The organism is Flavobacterium johnsoniae, assembly GCF_001879205.1.
GTDB lineage: Bacteria > Bacteroidota > Bacteroidia > Flavobacteriales > Flavobacteriaceae > Flavobacterium > Flavobacterium johnsoniae_A.
The window spans coordinates 151,308-169,261 of sequence record NZ_MLFK01000006.1 but is presented as its reverse complement, the minus strand read 5'-3'; the positions used below and the strand labels follow the sequence as shown (position 1 = coordinate 169,261).

Below are 17,954 nucleotides of genomic sequence, written 5' to 3'. Positions count from 1 at the left end.
TCCTTTCTTAAACTTCAAATCCCCGTTTATTCTGTGGTATTTGGAATTGTATATCTGGATATTATTTGTTTAGTTGATCTAAAATTTCTTTAACTGTTTCCATATCATCAAAATGATGACGCACTCCTTTAATTTCCTGATAGGTTTCATGCCCTTTTCCGGCAATTAGAATAATATCATTAGGCTGAGCCAGCTGACAGGCAGTTTTAATAGCCTGCTTTCTGTCGGTTATTCTTAATATTTTTTTATAATTATGAGCCTCAACACCTTGTTCCATTTCATCTAAAATCACTTCAGGATCTTCATTTCTTGGATTGTCTGAGGTTAAAATTGCTTTATCACTAAGATCTGCCGCAATTTTGGCCATAATTGGTCTTTTAGTTTTATCTCGGTTTCCTCCGCAGCCCACAACTGTAATCAATTGTTCGTTTTTGGTTCTGATGTCGTCGATCGTCTTTAAAACATTTTCAAGAGCATCCGGAGTATGAGCATAATCTACAATTGCTGTCACTTTAGAATCAGTGACAATGTATTGAAAACGCCCAGAAACACTTTCTAAATCAGACAATAAGCGCAACGCCTCAAGACTATCCATTCCCAGCTCTACAGCCGTTCCATAAATAGCCAGAACATTGTAGGCATTAAAAGTTCCTATTAGTTTTACCCAAACTTCATTATCATTAACTTTTAGCAGTAAACCTGACAATTGGCTTTCTAAAATTGTTGCTTTAAAATCAGCATACGATTTTAGCGCGTATGTAAACTTTCTTGCCATAGTATTTTGCAGCATCACAGTTCCGTTTTTATCATCTATGTTTGATAAAGCAAAAGCTGTTTTGGGCAGCGAATCAAAAAATGATTTTTTTACATCTCTGTATTCTGCAAAAGTTGGGTGATAATCTAAATGATCGTGCGAAAGATTCGTAAAAATACCGCCTACGAAATGCAAAGCTTCAGTACGCTTTTGATGAATTCCGTGTGAACTCACTTCCATAAAACAATGCGTTACTCCAGCTTCAACCATTTCATTTAAATAATGATTAATTGTAATAGAGTCCGGCGTTGTATGCGTTGCAGGATATTCTGTTTCATCAACCATGATTTTTACAGTTGATAATAAACCAACTTTAAAACCGGCTTTTTCAAACAACTGAAACAATAACGATGCAATAGTTGTTTTTCCGTTTGTACCTGTGACACCCACTAATTTTAATTTTTCAGAAGGATTTCCAAAATAATTAGCTGCCATAAAAGCCAATGCCGTGTTGGTATCTTTTACTTTAATATACGTAATTCCTTTTTCGATATTTACAGGTAAAGTATCGCAAATAATCGCAATAGCCCCCAGCTGAATCGCTTTTTCTATATAATCATGACCATCAGAAAGTGATCCGCGAATCGCTACAAAAACATCATTCGCTTCAATTTTTCTCGAATCAAATTCAATTTTATGTATATCGATTTCTGTCGAACCCGTTACAGACTCAATAGCTACTTTATATAATATGTCTTTCAGTATTTTCACGATAATTCTAATACTATTGTTGTGTTTTTACTAATATTTTGTCCAGCTTGTAAAGACTGTTTTTTTACTTTCCCTACTCCATTTACCTTAACTCTCAAACCTAAATTTTCCAGTAAAGCAATTGCATCCATTCCAGGCATTCCTTTTAAATCAGGAATTTGATTTATTTTCTTATTGGCTTCAACGATATATTTATCATAACTGCTTTCTTGTTTTTGAATTTTAGAATCCAGTTTTTTGATTTTATTTGTTGAAGGTGCGTCAGTAAATATTTTTTGGGCAATTCTTTTAAAAACCGGCCCCGCAACGTCTGCTCCGTAATAATTATTTCTAGCCGTATTGGGTTTATGAACCACTACAATACAAGAATACTTTGGATGATCTGCCGGAAAAAAACCAGCGAAAGAAGATGCATAATACATTCCTTCTCTTCCAGCGTTACCATAATTTACCATGGCTGTTCCCGTTTTTCCTGACATCGAAAAATCTTTCGAATACAACTTAGAACCTGTTCCTTTTTTTACCACGTTTGCTAAAACTGCTTTTACCTTTTTAAGCGTTTCCGGCGAACAAACTCTTGGATTTATTACTTCTGTATCAAACTTTTTAATAGTCTTATTCCATTCCTTAATTTCAGATACAAATTGAGGTTTTACCATAACCCCATTATTTGCAACGGCATTATATAAGGTTAAGGTCTGCATTGGCGTAACCGAAACATTATACCCAAAAGCCATCCACGGAAGTGTAGTTCCCGACCAGTGCTTGTCTCCAGGCTGTGGAATATATGGTCTACCTTCTCCTTTAAAATGCAGCCCTAATGTTTTATTTAATCCTAATGCATTAATATGATTTACAAACTTGGAGGGGTTATTTTTATAATTTTCATAAACCGCTTGTACCATTACAGTATTTGACGAAAGCTCAAATCCACGTGCCAATGTAACTTTGCCGTACCCTCCTTTATGCGAATCACGAACTGCTCTTCCATAATATCTAATTTCTCCGCCGTGACTGTCATAAACAGTACTTGTATCTGCAACTTTATCTTCTAAAATTGCCATTAAATCAACTAATTTAAAAGTCGATCCAGGTTCGTGAGATTCTGCAATTGCATAATTTGTTGTTTCGTAATACGACCCATCTTCTGCTCTTCCTAAATTCGAAATTGCTTTTACATGCCCTGTTTCTGTTTCCATAACCACCACACAACCGTGATCTGCTTCATAATCTTCCAATTGTTTCAACAAAGCGTGGTGCGCAATATCCTGAATAAAAACATCTATCGTAGAAATTACATCATAACCATCAATAGGATCTACTTCGTTAACATCACGAATAGGTTTCCATTGTCCTTTTGCAATTTTTTGCTTTAGAATTTTACCATCTTTTCCGTTCAAATAGCTTTTAAAAGCCCACTCGATTCCTTTACCAACTTCTACTCCGGTTGCCGGATCAATACGATCGTAACCAATTGTTCTTTCAGCAATTTTTCCTATCGGATGTTTTCTAACTGTTTCCTGCTCTACAATAATACCTCCTTTAAAAGCTCCTAAATTGAATAATGGAAAGCCTTTGATCTTAACATATTCTGTATAGCTTAAATTGCGGGCAATTAAATAATAGCGGTTTTTATTGGCTCTTGCTTTTCGTAATTCTTTTTCATAATAACCTCCGGGTCTATCCAAAACAGTCGCTAAAGAATCTGATAATGCTTTGACATGTTTTTCAAACGTCTCTGTTTTTGGCGCTTTAGCATCAAAACGAATTTCATAATTAGGAATTGATGTTGCCAATAAACTCCCATCTGCAGAATAGATATTTCCTTTATTTGCCGGAATTACAAAATTTCTAACTGTACGCTGTTTGGCCAGTTTTCTGTAATAATCTCCTTCAACCCATTGAATATTGGTTAATTTAACGACAATAGCAATTGCCATCAAAAAGATGAAAACTGCTACGAGGTAAATTCTGTAGGATATATGTTTATCTTCTACTGCCATATTCTTTTAAAGAAACTTTTTTCTTCTTCTTTTTCAACTTCTATCTTAACTGGAGGAACAGTGGATGGAAAAATCTGCTTTTCGAGCATTTTATCCGAGATTGTTGACTCCATTTTCAGCTTCATTAATTCTGAACGCCTATCTACAAATTCTGATCTTAGTTCTTTTACTTCATTATTTAGTTTTGCAATTTCAAATACCTTCTGCTCATATCGCTGTGTATTTGCAATCATCAAAATCGCCAGCAGAATTATAAAAACAATGAACCGCCAGTTCTTTACTGCATCATCGTTAATTAGAAATCTTGCTTTTAATATGCCAAATACTCCACTCTTCATTTTCTACCTATATATATTATATCTTTTCAGCAATTCTCAATTTTGCACTTCTTGCTCTATTGTTTATTTTGATCTCCTCATCGTCCGGAACAATCAACTTGCCAATACTTTTAAACGGTACCGAAAAGTTTCCAAAAAAATCGCGTTCCGGTTCTCCTTCAAACATTCCGTTTTTAATAAATCTTTTTACCAGTCTGTCTTCTAAAGAATGATAAGAGATTACAGAAAATCTTCCGCCCGGATTCAAAATTTCAAGAGACTGCTCAATAAATTCTTTCAGAACATCCATTTCCTGATTTACCTCAATTCGAATCGCCTGATAAATCTGGGCTAATATTTTATTTCGAACTTTCTCTGGCAAATACTTCTTTAAAACTTCTTTTAACTCATCTGTAGTTTTAATTGGCCAATGTTCTCTGGCCTCTACGATAGTTCTTGCTAAAACCGGTGCATTTTTCAACTCCCCATAATCAAAAAAAACACGACGTAAATCCTGTTCTTCATATTCGTTAACCACCCGATAAGCATTTAAATCATTTTTTTGACTCATCCGCATATCAAGCTCGGCATCAAATCTGGTTGAAAAACCTCTTTCCGGAACATCAAACTGGTGTGATGAAACTCCCAAATCTGCTAAAATCCCATCTACTCCTTTAACACCATGAAAACGAAGAAATCTTTTTATAAACCTAAAGTTTTCATTAATCAAGGTAAATCTTTCATCAGGCAGCGCATTTGCCAGCGCGTCTTCATCCTGATCAAAGGCAAATAATTTTCCGTTTGGCCCTAATCGTCTCAAAATCTCTTTTGAGTGGCCTCCGCCGCCAAACGTTACATCTACATAAATGCCGTCTGGTTTAATATTTAAACCATCAACTGTTGGATGAAGTAAAACCGGATTATGATATTCCATTGTCGTCGTCATTAATATTTCCCATTACTTCCTCGGCTAAATCTGCAAAATCCATATCTTCGCCGCTTATTGATTTTTCATATAAATCTTTATCCCAAATTTCCACAATATTAACCGCAGATGAAAAAACCACATCTTTAGAAATACCCGAAAACGTAACCAAATCTTTTGGCACCAATAATCTTCCTAATGCATCAATATCTACCACTTTTACGCCGGCAGTAAATCTGCGGATGAAATCATTGTTCTTTTTTACAAAACGATTCAACTTGTTAATTTTCGCCATCATCAAATTCCACTCCTCCATTGGATACAATTCTAAACACTGCTGAAATACCGAGCGCTTCAAGACAAAACCATCCTGAAGAGAGGCCGCCAACTGCTTTTTTAAGGGTGCAGGCATCATCAGCCTCCCTTTTGCATCGACTTTACACTCGTATGTTCCTACAATTGTGTTCAAGAAAAATCTATTAACATGTTATACAGCAAAAATATAAAAAATTTTACCACATATTACCACTATATACCACTTTGTTAATAAGTTTAACCACTTTCCTACCACTTCTCATAAACATTAAGCAATCAACAGTTTAGATATTAATCAGCGCAGAGAAAGATTCTTTTAACAATTACAAAAATTAAACATCATTTCTCTTAAAAAATTAATTATAATGCAATGATTTTAACATTTAAACAATATAACAAAACCCAACAGAAAAGCTGATTTTTAAACACTTAGATGTTCTACTAAAATAATCTAGTTAAAAAATGGCGGCAAAAATTCATTTTTATTTATTTAACCCTATATTTGTCGAAATTGAAATTGGCATTAGATTAGATGGACAAACACTACAAAAAAGAAGGCAAATACAGCTATTTTGAAGCTGGAGAAGGAACTCCTATCGTAATTTTACACGGGTTAATGGGAGGCCTTAGTAACTTTGATGCTGTAGCACAATATTTCCCAACGAAAGGATACAAAGTTGTTATCCCGGATTTGCCAATATACACACAAAGCATTTTAAAAACCAACGTAAAAAGTTTTGCGAAATACGTAAAAGACTTTATCACTTTTAAAGGTTTTGACAAAGTTATTTTATTAGGAAATTCATTGGGAGGACATATTGCACTTTACCACACAAAATTATATCCTGAAAAAGTAGCCGGACTTGTAATAACCGGAAGTTCTGGACTTTACGAAAGTGCAATGGGAGACAGCTACCCAAAAAGAGGCGATTATGAATACATCAAAAAGAAAGCTGAAGATGTATTTTATGATCCAAAAATAGCAACACCAGAATTAATCGATGAAGTTTATGCAACAGTAAATGATCGTATAAAATTAATCAAAACACTAACAATTGCAAAAAGCGCAATTCGTCATAATATGGCCAAAGATTTACCAAAAATGACAGTTGAAACCTGTATCATCTGGGGTAAAAATGACGCCGTGACACCGCCAAATGTGGCTGAAGAATTTGACAGTTTATTGCCTAATTCAACTTTGTATTGGATTGACAAATGTGGACACGCTGCTATGATGGAACATCCTCAAGAATTCAACAAAATTCTTGAACAATGGCTTGTTGAGAAGAATTTATAGCATCTAACTTTCGATTTCAAGGAGGTTTTAAAACCAAAAAGCATGAAAATTAATACCGCCGAATTTATTGTCAGTAATTCTGATGCATCAAAATGCCCGAAGGATTTCTTACCGGAATACGCATTTATAGGCAGATCAAACGTGGGTAAATCATCGTTGATAAACATGATTACCAATCATAAAAACTTAGCAAAAACATCTGGAAGACCAGGAAAAACACAGCTGATAAATCACTTTAAAATCAACAACAATTGGTTTTTAGTCGATTTACCAGGGTATGGTTATGCTAAAGTTTCAAAAAAGACAAAATCAATATTTCAACAGTTTATAACCGATTACTTTGAAAACAGAGAACAACTGGTTTGTGCTTTTGTTTTAATTGATATTCGTCATGAAGCCCAAAAAATAGACATCGAATTTATGTCGTACATGGGCGAAAGTGAAATTCCGTTTTGCATCATTTTTACCAAAGCCGATAAAATAAGCAGGGTAAAAATTGATTCGCATATTGCAGCATACAAAAAACAAATGTTTGCCAACAACTGGGCCGAAATGCCTCAGTATTTCGTTACCTCATCTACAGAATCAATCGGTAAAGAAGAATTACTTTCTTATATTGACGAAGTAAATCAGGAAGTTTTTAAAAGTAACAGCGGTTTTTTAAATTCAATTTAAATAGTTGAATTTCAATATGAAAAACTTTAAATTCCAAATTTCAATTTACACAGTTGGAATTTGGAATTTTATTTATTGTAACTTTTTTACACTATATTTGAGGCGAATCCAAAACCTGGTTATGAAAAAAGTCCTGCTCTTTCTAAGCTTTCTTTTTATTGTTTTTTCATCATGCTCCACTCCATCTTACATATTTGAAACCGGACAAAGAACCGGAGTTGATTTTACTTCGGGAAAATGGCTTTTGAATGAATTAGACTGCCCTAAAAATTCTAAAGACAAACTGACCGAAGAGACCTTAAATTTTTTCAAAAAAAACGTAGGAGAAAGAATTTCATACATTCATGATGTTAATGGACTGCTTATTACGAGAAAAATTAATTTAAATCCGAATAGGGCAAAAATGAAGGAACTGAAAGACGGAACCGGCTTTGATTTTTTCATTAATATTTCTACCAAAAAAAGCAAAAGCGATTTATATTCAATAGAACTGTATCAGGACGATTATTCTTCCGGAAAAAATCAGGCTTCGGTAACTCTGGAAATTTACGATTTAAATCTGCATCAGATTATATATTCGCAAACCGTTACCGGTGTCACTCATAAAGACAATTCGAAATCTATGTGGGAAACAGAAAAATCAAGCAAACTTGCTGACAACATACAATTTTACAAAAACTCAAACAGTTTAATGAACGGAGCTTTAAAACGAATTTTTAAAGATTTGACTAAAAGGTCTGTGAAATAGTCTCCGTTTTCAGAGAAAGTTAAATGTTTTTGCTGCCACAGATTAAACGATTTAAAAGGATTTTTATCTGTGTTAATCTCTTAATATTCGACGAAGCCATTTTCAAACCAATGTAAAGTTCTAACTAAAAACCGCGACTGCAAACTTTTTTATATTCAAAGCTGAAATTTCAAAAATCAAAATAAAAAATCCCAAATTCCAATTGTAAACTTGGATTTGGGATTTAAATATTTAGAATTTTATACTATTTAGTCAATTCCAGTTTCTCTGCAAAGTAATCACAGAAATCCTTCATTGTGTCCGACATTTTTTCGTCGTCTGTAGCACGTTTAAAAGTATCAGCCATGGCAACTAAAGTCTGGTGAAAGAAAATTTTCATTTCGTCTACCGGCATATCTTTTGTCCATAAATCGATGCGCATTGTTTCCTGCGCTTTGCTGTCCCAAATAGACAACATTATTGCTTTTGCTTCTTCAGCCTGAATGCCGCCGTCTTGAGCACTCCACGTTAATTTTTCGGGAACACGGTTTTCATCTAATTCAACGTTGAATTTAATTTCTGATTTTATTGTATTTGACATTATTTCTTAGGTTTATATTTTGACTTTTCGAATACTTCTTTTGGGTTTATTTTTAGCAATTCTGATAACGAAACATTGTTGTTCTTCATATACGAACGAACAATCTGCCATCCAATCCAGGCACCCACTCTTCCTGGAGAATCATTATCTATCTCTAAATAAAATTTAGAAAATGGAGCTGGATTTATAAAACGAGTAGTTAATTTAGGATCTAAACTATACAGCATTTCGTTTTCAAGAAAATATCGCCACATATAACTTTCATTTTCCTCACACCATTTTATCTGCTCCGGCGTATAGCCAATTTTTTCTGCATCAGTATATTTAGGCAAAAGCAAATCTTTTGCATACAATTGTTTCCCTTCAAAAATCATTTGAGAAATTAGATTTTTATCCTGATAGGCCGGAATATTTCGATACGTAAAACTCGAAACAACATCTGGCATTATTTGTTTTTCTTCAAAATTATATTTCAGGTATTTTGGAAACTCATAAAACTTATGATCCCTTCCTAAATATAATTCTAATGCAACAATTACGAGACTGTCTGCATAAATTGCCTTTGCATTATAGTCCATTTCTCCAATTACCGTAATCACTTTTGGTGTTTTCGTTTTTGGAAAATAATATTTTACATGTTTAAAAAGGTCATCGAATTCTTCTTGAACGGGTTCAAAATTGGCATATTTTTTTTGTACCTCCTCATATACTTCTCTCCAAATTGGTTCCTGCATTTTTTGCAGCCAAACACTGTCATCGTTTCCTTCAGGAAAAAAGAACGGATACTGCTTTTTTACTTTGGCCAAATCTTGTGGCTTGGTTTCAAAAAACACTTTATCAAAACGCTCTACTTTAATATTAACCGGGATTTCTTCAACCTCTTTTTCAACCTTTGTTTTTTGGTCACAAGACAAAAAAAACAAGCACAGAACCACTACAAAGCGATAAATTTTCATTTTATTTTAATTAGATTTGTGTTGCTGGAATTTAAGTACATATATGTGTAGTATGTGTACTTAAAATAATTCTGCAAATATACATCCCTGCATCTTAAAACTTGAACTATTATGGCTAAAAAAAGCACAATTCAAACAGAAAAAGTAAATAAACATATTGTTGAGTGGTTAAAAAATTACGCTGATAACGCAAAAGTAAACGGTTTTGTAATTGGTATTTCGGGCGGAGTAGACTCTGCAGTAACTTCTACACTATGCGCACAGACCGGTTTACAGGTTTTATGTGTAGAAATGCCAATTCATCAGGCTGAAAGTCAGGTATCAAGAGGAAGAGAACATATAGAGCAATTATCGAAGCGTTTTTCTAACGTTTTGAGTGTAAAAACGGATTTAACTGACACTTTTGAAGCTTTTAAGGCCTCTGTGCCTACCACAAAAGATTCAACAAAAGTTAATTTATCGTTAGCCAATACCCGAGCACGTTTAAGAATGACTTCTTTATACTATTTAGCCGGTATTCACGGGCTTTTAGTAGCAGGAACGGGCAATAAAGTAGAAGATTTTGGAGTAGGATTTTATACAAAATATGGTGACGGCGGCGTCGATTTAAGTCCAATTGCCGATTTAATGAAGTCGGATGTTTATGCTTTGGGAGAATTTTTAGAGATTCCAAAATCAATTTTAACAGCTGCTCCAACTGATGGTCTTTTTGGCGATAACAGAACCGACGAAGATCAATTAGGCGCAAGTTACGATGAACTGGAGTGGGCCATGTTGGCCGCGGAGTCAGGAAATACGGCAGATGACTTTAATGGGAGAGAAAAATCTGTCTTTGAAATCTATAAAAGATTAAACACCAGCAACAAGCATAAAATGGAATCAATACCCGTTTGTTTAATACCAAAAACGTTAAAATAATTTTTTTAACATTTGTCTGCAATTAATTACAGAATTTATTTATTAATTTTACAGTTCCAAAAACATGATAACAATTCTAAAAAGGTAAAATTATGATTAAAGTATGTCTTGCAGACAATCATCCTGTGACTCACTTTGGCGTTAAGTCTTATTTCAAAGACCACGATCAAATTTCAATTGTTGCCAACGTAGGCAATTTTTCAATGGTTAGAGATATTCTTCAAACGAAAGAAATCGACATTCTAATTTTAGATCTAGAATTAGAAGGTCTTTCAAGTATCTTTGAAGTTAAATCAATCTTGAAAAATTTCCCAAAAACAAAAATTGTGATTTTCAGTGACCTGGCTGAGCAAATGTATGCTCCAAACGCAATTAAAGCAGGTGTATCCGGGTATGTACACAAAACAGAAAAACTTGAAACTTTAGGTCTTTCTATTATTAAAGTACACGAAGGAAAAATTATCATCAACGAAACTGTACGTAAAAACATGGCACTTATTGCTAAACAAAGCAAAAGCGAGCGTTTGTACAGAAAACTTTCTAACCGTGAAATCGAGGTTTTACGTTACTTAAGTGATGGTAAGAAAAACAATGAAATCTCTAAAATCTTAAACCTGAACGAAAAAACGATCAGTACTTACAAACTAAGATTATTGACTAAATTGAACGTTACTAATTTAGTTGACTTAGTAAACAAAGCTAAGACTTTAGAAATTATTTAATTTGGTGGTATCCTGATTTGCTTTGCAAGTCATCAACCATAAAAAAAGCTCTATATTGTTAATCACTATAGAGCTTTTTGATTTTTATCCGCCATGATAAGGGACCACTACCCTTCCCAGTTTTTTTGAAAAATTATTGAGCAGTTTAGAATAATCGACCACCATTGATAATATTTCTGAATTATCTTCCTGTGGATCAGAAACCAGCGAATTTTTTAAATCGTGAATTATTTTTGAGATTAAAAACCAACGCATCGAAAAAATAGTATCTGAAACATTTTGCTCGATCGTAACATTTTTATGTTTTGGAAAAATATTCTGTCCTTCCCAGTTGTGGATTGTTACTTTTTCATCTTCCATTAAAATATTGGTGACTTCCTGAGCAAAATCAGGATGCAGATGCATCAAATATTTATCTAAACTAAAAGTTTCGTTTCGATTGTAAAAATCAATTAATCCAGCAAAAATATTCTGAAACAAAGTATTAGACAGCTCTACTTCATCTTCCTGCAGGCTTAAATAAATTTTTTCGTAAACTCTGTATTTTCGTTTTTCGCTGACTTCCTTAACATTTCCTTCTTCATCTGCTTTCAGGAAAACATCTTCAAAATCTTCTTCTACGCTTCCGTATAGCAATAATAGTTCGATAATTTTTTTCTCGAAACCATATAAAATATCTACTTTTTCTGTCTGCTCTCCAGGATATCCATAGTCTCCCGGATAATCATCCGGCGGGCCTGTTCTTGGATCTTCGGGATCTCCACCCGAAAAGCTTGTATATTTTGGATTTTGGTTTCTAACGACTTCAAAAGGCTTTTGTTCCTGCTTTTGTTTTTTATTAACGTCTGCAATATCTTTTTGAATCAGCTGCGCCAGCGTACTTACCAAAACCTGTTCCGAAATATCCATAATTCGGGCACATTCCTGAATATATACTTCACGCTGGATGCGATCCGGTATTTTAGAAATACTGCTAACCATATCCCGAATTAAATCGGCTTTTTTTATAGGATCGTTTTTAGCCTCGCCCATCAGGATCGAAGCTTTAAACTGTATAAAATCTTTGCTGTTATTTTCTAAATAAGCAACTAAATCGTCATGCGAATTTTTTCTCGCAAAACTATCCGGATCTTCTCCATCTGGAAAAGAACAGACTCTTACATTCATTCCTTCTTCAAGAATCAAATCGATTCCTCTAATTGCCGCACGTAAACCCGCCGCATCACCATCAAAAAGAACGGTGATATTTCTGGTCAGACGATTGATTAATCGAATTTGATCCGGCGTTAAAGCAGTTCCCGAGGAAGCCACAACGTTTTCAATTCCGGCCTGATTAAACTGAATAACATCTGTATATCCTTCAACCAGGTAGCAATTGTTTTGTTTGGCTATGGACTGTTTGGCCTGATAAATTCCGTAAAGCACTTTACTTTTATGGTAAATATCACTTTCTGGTGAATTGAGGTATTTTGCCGCTTTTTTATCATTGGTTAAAATACGTCCTCCAAAACCCAGAACTCGTCCGGACATACTTTGTATAGGAAACATAACACGCCCTTTGAAACGGTCAAACGGGCGGTCTTCTCTTGGAATTGTCAAACCTGTACTTTCCAGAAATTCTAATTTGTAACCTTTTCCTAATGCTTCTTTCGTCAAAGCGTCCCAGGTTTCCGGAGAATATCCTAAACTAAATTTTTTGATGGTTTCATTGGTAAAACCTCTTTCTTTAAAATAAGACAAACCAATGGCTTTTCCTTCTTCAGAATTTAAAAGTACATCCTGAAAATATTTGGATGCAAACTCAGAAACCAGATACATACTTTCGCGTACATCGGTTATGGCTTTTTCTTCGTCTGTCTGCTCCGTTTCTTCAATTTCGATATTGTATTTTTTAGCTAAATACCGAATCGCTTCGGGATAAGTAAACTGCGAATGTTCCATTAAGAATTTAACAGAATTCCCTCCTTTACCAGTACTAAAGTCTTTCCAGATTTGTTTTACAGGCGAAACCATAAACGATGGCGACCGCTCATCTGAAAACGGACTTAATCCCTTGAAGTTACTTCCTGCGCGCTTTAAATTGACAAAATCACCAATAACCTCCTCAACTCGAGCAGTTTCAAAAACAGTATCTATTGTATTTTGTGAAATCAAAACTTAAATTATTTTTTAAAAATGAGAGCCTGTAAAAGTACATAAATCCAGCCTGAATTTTTAGGTTTTAAGCAAAAAAAAGTGCCTCTTTCGAAGCACTTTTTCTACTAACTAAACTCAAACTTTGTCCTTAATTAAAATCGAAACGAATACCTAAAGAAATATTGTTTTCGTCGACTGTATTACTTTTAAAAATCGGATTTAAATCATATTTTAAATACAAACTTATTTCTTTATAACCTATGTATGAACTCAATCCGTAAACAAAATTGTTTACATTAAAATCCCCTTTTGTTTTCTGTGTTGTTTTATAATCATTATCTTCAAATTTTAAAATCTGTTTAGATTTGACATTGATTCCTGCATAACCTCCAAACCCCATACGAAAACCCTTGTGTGTTCTATAATATGATTTCCCTTCATAATTTCCATCTTTCGAAAAATCAAATTCAAGATGTACAGGAGCCACCAAATACACATTTCTAAAACGAGATTCTTTTAAATTTATAGGATTCGTAACCAAATCTGTCTGCTCACCATTCACCACAAAACTGCGATTATCTGTCGGACGAAGATTGTTATACATTAATGAAAGTCCATATTTTGCATGAAGTAAATTATTATGTTCTAATATTCTGGAATTAAAAGTTAAACCCCATTCATAAAAATGAGAACCAATAAAATTGTAATTTGAATCCTGAAGTTTGCCGTCAGCCATTGTGCTGTTTAACCCCATAGCAAATACAAATTGAGAAGTAGTTCTTTTTGATTCTCTTTTTACCTTGTCATCCTGTCCATCATATACTTTCATAGCAGGAATTTTTATTTCGGTCTGGTGAGGCCTGATAGAATCATTACCTCCTCCAATTAACAATATAGTACCACCTTTCTCCTTATCATAATTTATTTTACCATCTACTTTTTCCTGTACTAGTTTTTCTAGTTTTTCCTGCTCTATTGCAACTCTATTTTCTATATTACGCGCTCTTTTTTCTGCAAATTCTTTTTTCTTTTTTTCCGCTTCCTCTTTAGAAATCACTCCTTCAACTAACTGATTATTGACTTCATCAACTTCCTTTTTTAATGCTGCTTTCTCTTCATTGGTGATTTTTTCAATATTTACAGCAATTGATTTTGCTTTGTTCTCAAAAGTTTCCTGCCCTACCATTTTAGTAACAAATAAGAATACTAAGAGAAATAAATAAATTGTAAAATTTTTCATAATTGTTGATTTGATTGATTTGATTGATGATTATTTAATTTTTGACATTACGATTTTCTACCGCTACTTTTACCGTATGATAGCTTTTATTGATTTTTGTGATCATTTTCTCTCTAAATGAAAGTTCCAATTCGCCGTCGACCTGATTCAGTAAATCCGAAGCATTGATTTTTACTTTTTTTGGCTTTGCCGAATTTTCAGCCAAAACTGTTTTTTCTGCCGCTTCCAGTAATTGATCTACATTTTCTTTTTGAGGGTTTTCAGCAATTACGGTTTGACTATTATTTGATTGTTTTTCTTGATTGTTTTTGATGATGACTGAAGACTCCACTATTTGATTTGATTTGTTTGGGATGATTTTATTTGGTTTTAGGCTAACATTATTTCCTTGTTGATTTGATTTTTGGGTAGAAGGTTCTGTTGAAGTTTTTTCGGCAATTACAGTTTCAGCCTTAACGGAATCAACTTTATTTAAGATTGGTTTTTCGACAGAATTTCTCTTTGTATTTTCTTCTATTACAACATTTTTAGTTACTTCAACCGCATGTTTCTTTTGATTAAAAAAGAACGTTCCCGCCAATAAAAAGCCTGCAATACTAGCCGCGATGTACAGCCATTTTCTTTTTGAATGTTTTACTGGCGTTTTCTTTTCTTCAGCTACGCTCAACATCGCATCTAATCGATCCCAGGCTTTATTGCCTGGCTCAATTTTGCGTTCGTTTAGCTTTTCACGGAAATCCTTTTCAAAATTATTCGGTTCCATTATCTTGTTTTTTTAAAATACTAATTTGTGTTTGCAGCATTTTTCTGGCGTGCGATAATTGCGATTTCGATGTTCCTTCATTAATTCCTAACATCTTGGCAATTTCATTGTGTTTGTAACCTTCGATGGCGTACAGATTGAAAACCATTTTATAACCATCGGGCAAAGCATCAATTAAAAACTGAATCTGTTCAACGGTAAACTGGCTGTCGATTTCATTAAAACTTTCTTCGACAAAAAATTCATCTTCGGCAAATTTTACTTTCTTCTGAACTCTCAAATACGAAATGCATTCGTTAACCATAATTCGGCGGATCCAGCCTTCAAAACTTCCTTTATTTTCAAACTTGCTTAAATTGGTAAATACCTTCATAAAAGCCGTTATCATTACATCTTCTGCCAGCTGAATGTCCTTTATATATTGCCGGCATACGCTTAACATTTTAGGAGAAAACCTGCTGTAAATCTGCTGTTGTGCCTGACGATTATTTTCGACAGCCAGCTTTATGACTTCAGTTTCTTCTTGATGTAAATGAATAATTTTCATTAATAAGCTTTCGGTTTTTGTTTTTTGGTTTTAGAAACAGACTTCTATTAGCATAGACGCTTAGAGTTTTAAAATGGTTGCATGAAGGTTGTGAAAATTTCAAAAGAAATTAAATCAAAATTCCAGAAAATAGAAATACACACTGATTTACAATAAAGTAAACCAACTATCTAATTGATAAATTTTCCAATTATTTAATTAAAAAATTATTTCTTTCTTTCAATAACGTAGTTTACCATCAGGGTAAGCGCCGCTTTGAACTCAGAATCCGGGTAATTGTTTAAAAGAGAAAGTGCTTCCTGCTGGAATTGCACCATTTTGTTTTCGGCGTAAGCCAAACCATTATTATTTTTTACAAAGGCAATCACTTCTTTTACGCGTTTTTTGTCTTTGTTGTGGTTTTTGATGGAGTTTATCAGCCACTTTTTTTCCTGCGTTGTACAAGTATTTAAAACATGAATTAAAGGCAAAGTCATTTTTTGCTCTTTAATATCGATTCCGGTTGGTTTTCCAATGGCTTCTTCACTATAATCAAACAAGTCGTCTTTAATCTGGAAAGCCATTCCGATAAGTTCGCCGAACATTCGCATATTCTCAACCTGAGCATCATCTTCAATTACCGATTTTGCACCAAGAGCACAGCAAGCCGCAATAAGAGTAGCGGTTTTTTTTCGGATAATTTCGTAATAAACATCTTCGGTAATATCGAGTCTTCGGGCTTTTTCTATTTGAAGTAGTTCTCCTTCGCTCATTTCGCGAACAGCTACAGAAATGATTCGGAGTAAATCGAAATCGCCGTTATCTATAGAAAGCAGCAACCCTTTCGAAAGTAAATAATCTCCAACAAGAACAGCAATTTTATTTTTCCAAAGGGCGTTGATAGAGAAAAATCCACGGCGGCGATTACTGTCGTCCACAACATCATCATGAACTAAAGTTGCGGTATGAATTAACTCAATAACCGAAGCACCACGATAGGTTCTTTCGTTTACAATGCCGCCAGAAACCATTTTTGCAGTCAGAAAAACAAACATCGGACGCATTTGTTTCCCTTTTCTATTGACGATATAATAAGTAATTCGGTTCAGTAACGCAACCTTTGAAGTCATCGATTCATGAAACTTTTTTTCAAAAAGTTCCATCTCGGCAATAATGGGCTGTTTTATTTGTGAAGTAATATTCATTTCGATTCCAAATATACTATTTTAAATAAAAAAACGTTGTCTATTTTAAGTTAGTATATTAACAATTATGCACTAATTTAAAAAAAACAATCCAAAAACACCTCAATCTAATACTAATTTGAATTCATTAATTAAAGTAAAACCAAAAAACTACTATTATGAAAACAAAATTTTTATTAATTGGAACCTGTATGGCTTTATCATTATTTACAAGTTGTAATTCTGATGAAAACACAAATGACGGAACGAGTAAGGTAATTACGAATGACGAAATTATTGCAAATGCCAAAATTGATGCCTCAATAGAAGATGTTACGAATATTGCTGAAGACCAATTTAGTTCTCAGCTTAATATTAACAACAAACCTTCCGGAAACATTTAAAAACTTTTTGCCTAGCTGCGCTGTTATTACAACAGTTTTAACGAATAATACTTTTACAAAAACAGTAGATTTTGGCGTTGACGGCTGTACACTCGATAACGGAAATACAGTAAAAGGAAAAATGGTCGTTTCATTTTCTAATGATTTTTCGGCTTCGACACAAACCATTAGTTATACGTTTGAAGGTTTTTATCATAATGGTAAAAAACTGCAGGGAAGTAAAAGCATTGTTCGAACTGTTAAATCAACAGATCTATTAGCAGAAGCACATCCGGTTTCGACGGCAGCAATAGATTTAACCATTACTTTTGATGACGGAAGTGTGTACAGCAGAAAAGGTTCTTTAGTCAAAGAAATGACCGCTGGTTACAACACCTGGTTTAATTGGGAAGATAACGTATTTGTTGTGACCGGAAGCGGGACGACAACTTTACCAAATGGAGATACTTTTTCAGCAGAAATTACAACACCTTTAGAATTTAAAGCTTCTTGCAGAAAATCATTTGCTTTAAAAGGAATTGTTTCTGTAACCAAAAATGGAGCTTCTGCTGTAATTGATTATGGTAACGGAGATTGTGACACGCTGGCTTCTGTAACAAAAGACGGGGTAACCGAAGAAATCGACTTGAAAAAATAATTCCCTTTTTGCCCAGAAAAAAAGCATTAAAAACAAGATTCACTCTCGTTTTTAATGCTTTTTTATTTATAAAATATTCCTCG

Annotated in this window: 19 protein-coding genes; 7 read left to right on the top strand and 12 right to left on the bottom strand. The window is 33.9% G+C overall.

Annotation, left to right across the window (positions count from 1 at the left end; genetic code table 11):
* Positions 1-61 precede the first annotated feature (61 nt).
* The 5 genes from BKM63_RS10010 to BKM63_RS09990 are packed head-to-tail and all read right to left on the bottom strand — an operon-like array spanning position 62 to position 5,239.
* Positions 62-1,525 (bottom strand): UDP-N-acetylmuramoyl-L-alanyl-D-glutamate--2,6-diaminopimelate ligase, encoded by a 1,464-nt coding sequence (locus tag BKM63_RS10010; protein ID WP_071636468.1) that lies wholly within the window; start codon positions 1,523-1,525, stop codon positions 62-64.
* Positions 1,522-3,528, bottom strand: coding sequence for a penicillin-binding protein (locus BKM63_RS10005; RefSeq protein ID WP_071636467.1), 2,007 nt, complete (start codon positions 3,526-3,528; stop codon positions 1,522-1,524). The genes BKM63_RS10010 and BKM63_RS10005 overlap by 4 nt, the downstream gene beginning before the upstream one ends.
* Positions 3,519-3,866 carry an FtsL-like putative cell division protein gene (locus tag BKM63_RS10000; RefSeq protein ID WP_071636466.1) on the bottom strand — a complete coding sequence of 116 codons (348 nt, stop codon included), beginning with the start codon at positions 3,864-3,866 and terminating at the stop codon, positions 3,519-3,521. Before BKM63_RS10000 ends, BKM63_RS10005 begins: the two co-directional genes overlap by 10 nt.
* Before the next feature lie 16 nt (positions 3,867-3,882).
* On the bottom strand, positions 3,883-4,791 hold the full coding sequence (rsmH, locus tag BKM63_RS09995; RefSeq protein ID WP_207539252.1) for a 16S rRNA (cytosine(1402)-N(4))-methyltransferase RsmH: 909 nt from the start codon (positions 4,789-4,791) through the stop codon (positions 3,883-3,885).
* Positions 4,766-5,239 carry a division/cell wall cluster transcriptional repressor MraZ gene (locus BKM63_RS09990; RefSeq protein WP_071636465.1) on the bottom strand — a complete coding sequence of 158 codons (474 nt, stop codon included), beginning with the start codon at positions 5,237-5,239 and terminating at the stop codon, positions 4,766-4,768. The genes rsmH and BKM63_RS09990 overlap by 26 nt, the downstream gene beginning before the upstream one ends.
* Positions 5,240-5,617: 378 nt before the next feature.
* On the opposite strand from BKM63_RS09990, the gene BKM63_RS09985 reads away from it, so the two are divergent.
* The 3 genes from BKM63_RS09985 (at position 5,618) to BKM63_RS09975 (ending at position 7,805) form a co-directional block, all read left to right on the top strand.
* Entirely contained in the window at positions 5,618-6,382 is a 765-nt protein-coding gene (locus tag BKM63_RS09985) for an alpha/beta fold hydrolase (protein ID WP_071636464.1), read from the top strand.
* A 42-nt stretch (positions 6,383-6,424) separates the two neighbouring features.
* Positions 6,425-7,057: a ribosome biogenesis GTP-binding protein YihA/YsxC gene (yihA, locus tag BKM63_RS09980; protein ID WP_071636463.1), complete on the top strand. Its 633-nt coding sequence runs from the start codon at positions 6,425-6,427 to the stop codon at positions 7,055-7,057.
* Positions 7,058-7,178: 121 nt separating this feature from the next.
* The gene (locus BKM63_RS09975) at positions 7,179-7,805 is read left to right on the top strand and encodes a hypothetical protein (RefSeq protein ID WP_071636462.1); all 627 of its coding nucleotides are present in this window, start codon (positions 7,179-7,181) and stop codon (positions 7,803-7,805) included.
* Positions 7,806-8,049: 244 nt separating this feature from the next.
* On the opposite strand, the gene gldC is transcribed toward BKM63_RS09975, so the two are convergent.
* A complete protein-coding gene (gene gldC / locus BKM63_RS09970; RefSeq protein WP_071636461.1) occupies positions 8,050-8,385 on the bottom strand; it encodes a gliding motility protein GldC in 336 nt (111 codons plus the stop codon).
* Complete coding sequence (gene gldB, locus BKM63_RS09965; protein ID WP_071636460.1) at positions 8,385-9,341, bottom strand: gliding motility lipoprotein GldB; 957 nt, start codon at positions 9,339-9,341, stop codon at positions 8,385-8,387. The genes gldC and gldB overlap by 1 nt, the downstream gene beginning before the upstream one ends.
* 111 nt (positions 9,342-9,452) lie before the next feature.
* On the opposite strand from gldB, the gene nadE reads away from it, so the two are divergent.
* Positions 9,453-10,259, top strand: coding sequence for an NAD(+) synthase (gene nadE / locus BKM63_RS09960; RefSeq protein ID WP_071636459.1), 807 nt, complete (start codon positions 9,453-9,455; stop codon positions 10,257-10,259).
* A gap of 92 nt (positions 10,260-10,351) precedes the next feature.
* Complete coding sequence (locus tag BKM63_RS09955; RefSeq protein WP_026730588.1) at positions 10,352-10,981, top strand: response regulator transcription factor; 630 nt, start codon at positions 10,352-10,354, stop codon at positions 10,979-10,981.
* 84 nt (positions 10,982-11,065) lie between these two features.
* Here BKM63_RS09955 and dnaG read toward each other — a convergent pair whose 3' ends face one another.
* The 5 genes from dnaG to BKM63_RS09930 form a co-directional block, all read right to left on the bottom strand.
* Complete coding sequence (dnaG, locus tag BKM63_RS09950) at positions 11,066-13,135, bottom strand: DNA primase (RefSeq protein ID WP_071636458.1); 2,070 nt, start codon at positions 13,133-13,135, stop codon at positions 11,066-11,068.
* Between the two features lie 130 nt (positions 13,136-13,265).
* Positions 13,266-14,357, bottom strand: coding sequence for a hypothetical protein (locus BKM63_RS09945; RefSeq protein ID WP_071636457.1), 1,092 nt, complete (start codon positions 14,355-14,357; stop codon positions 13,266-13,268).
* Between the two features lie 34 nt (positions 14,358-14,391).
* On the bottom strand, positions 14,392-15,120 hold the full coding sequence (locus tag BKM63_RS09940; RefSeq protein WP_071636456.1) for a hypothetical protein: 729 nt from the start codon (positions 15,118-15,120) through the stop codon (positions 14,392-14,394).
* Positions 15,107-15,667: an RNA polymerase sigma factor gene (locus tag BKM63_RS09935; RefSeq protein ID WP_071636455.1), complete on the bottom strand. Its 561-nt coding sequence runs from the start codon at positions 15,665-15,667 to the stop codon at positions 15,107-15,109. The genes BKM63_RS09940 and BKM63_RS09935 overlap by 14 nt, the downstream gene beginning before the upstream one ends.
* Positions 15,668-15,873: 206 nt before the next feature.
* Positions 15,874-16,851: a polyprenyl synthetase family protein gene (locus BKM63_RS09930; protein WP_071636454.1), complete on the bottom strand. Its 978-nt coding sequence runs from the start codon at positions 16,849-16,851 to the stop codon at positions 15,874-15,876.
* 158 nt (positions 16,852-17,009) lie between these two features.
* Here BKM63_RS09930 and BKM63_RS23870 point away from each other — a divergent pair, with 158 nt between their 5' ends.
* The gene (locus tag BKM63_RS23870; protein WP_242661128.1) at positions 17,010-17,234 is read left to right on the top strand and encodes a hypothetical protein; all 225 of its coding nucleotides are present in this window, start codon (positions 17,010-17,012) and stop codon (positions 17,232-17,234) included.
* 7 nt (positions 17,235-17,241) lie between these two features.
* Positions 17,242-17,871 carry a hypothetical protein gene (locus tag BKM63_RS09925; RefSeq protein ID WP_242661127.1) on the top strand — a complete coding sequence of 210 codons (630 nt, stop codon included), beginning with the start codon at positions 17,242-17,244 and terminating at the stop codon, positions 17,869-17,871.
* Positions 17,872-17,954: the final 83 nt, after the last annotated feature.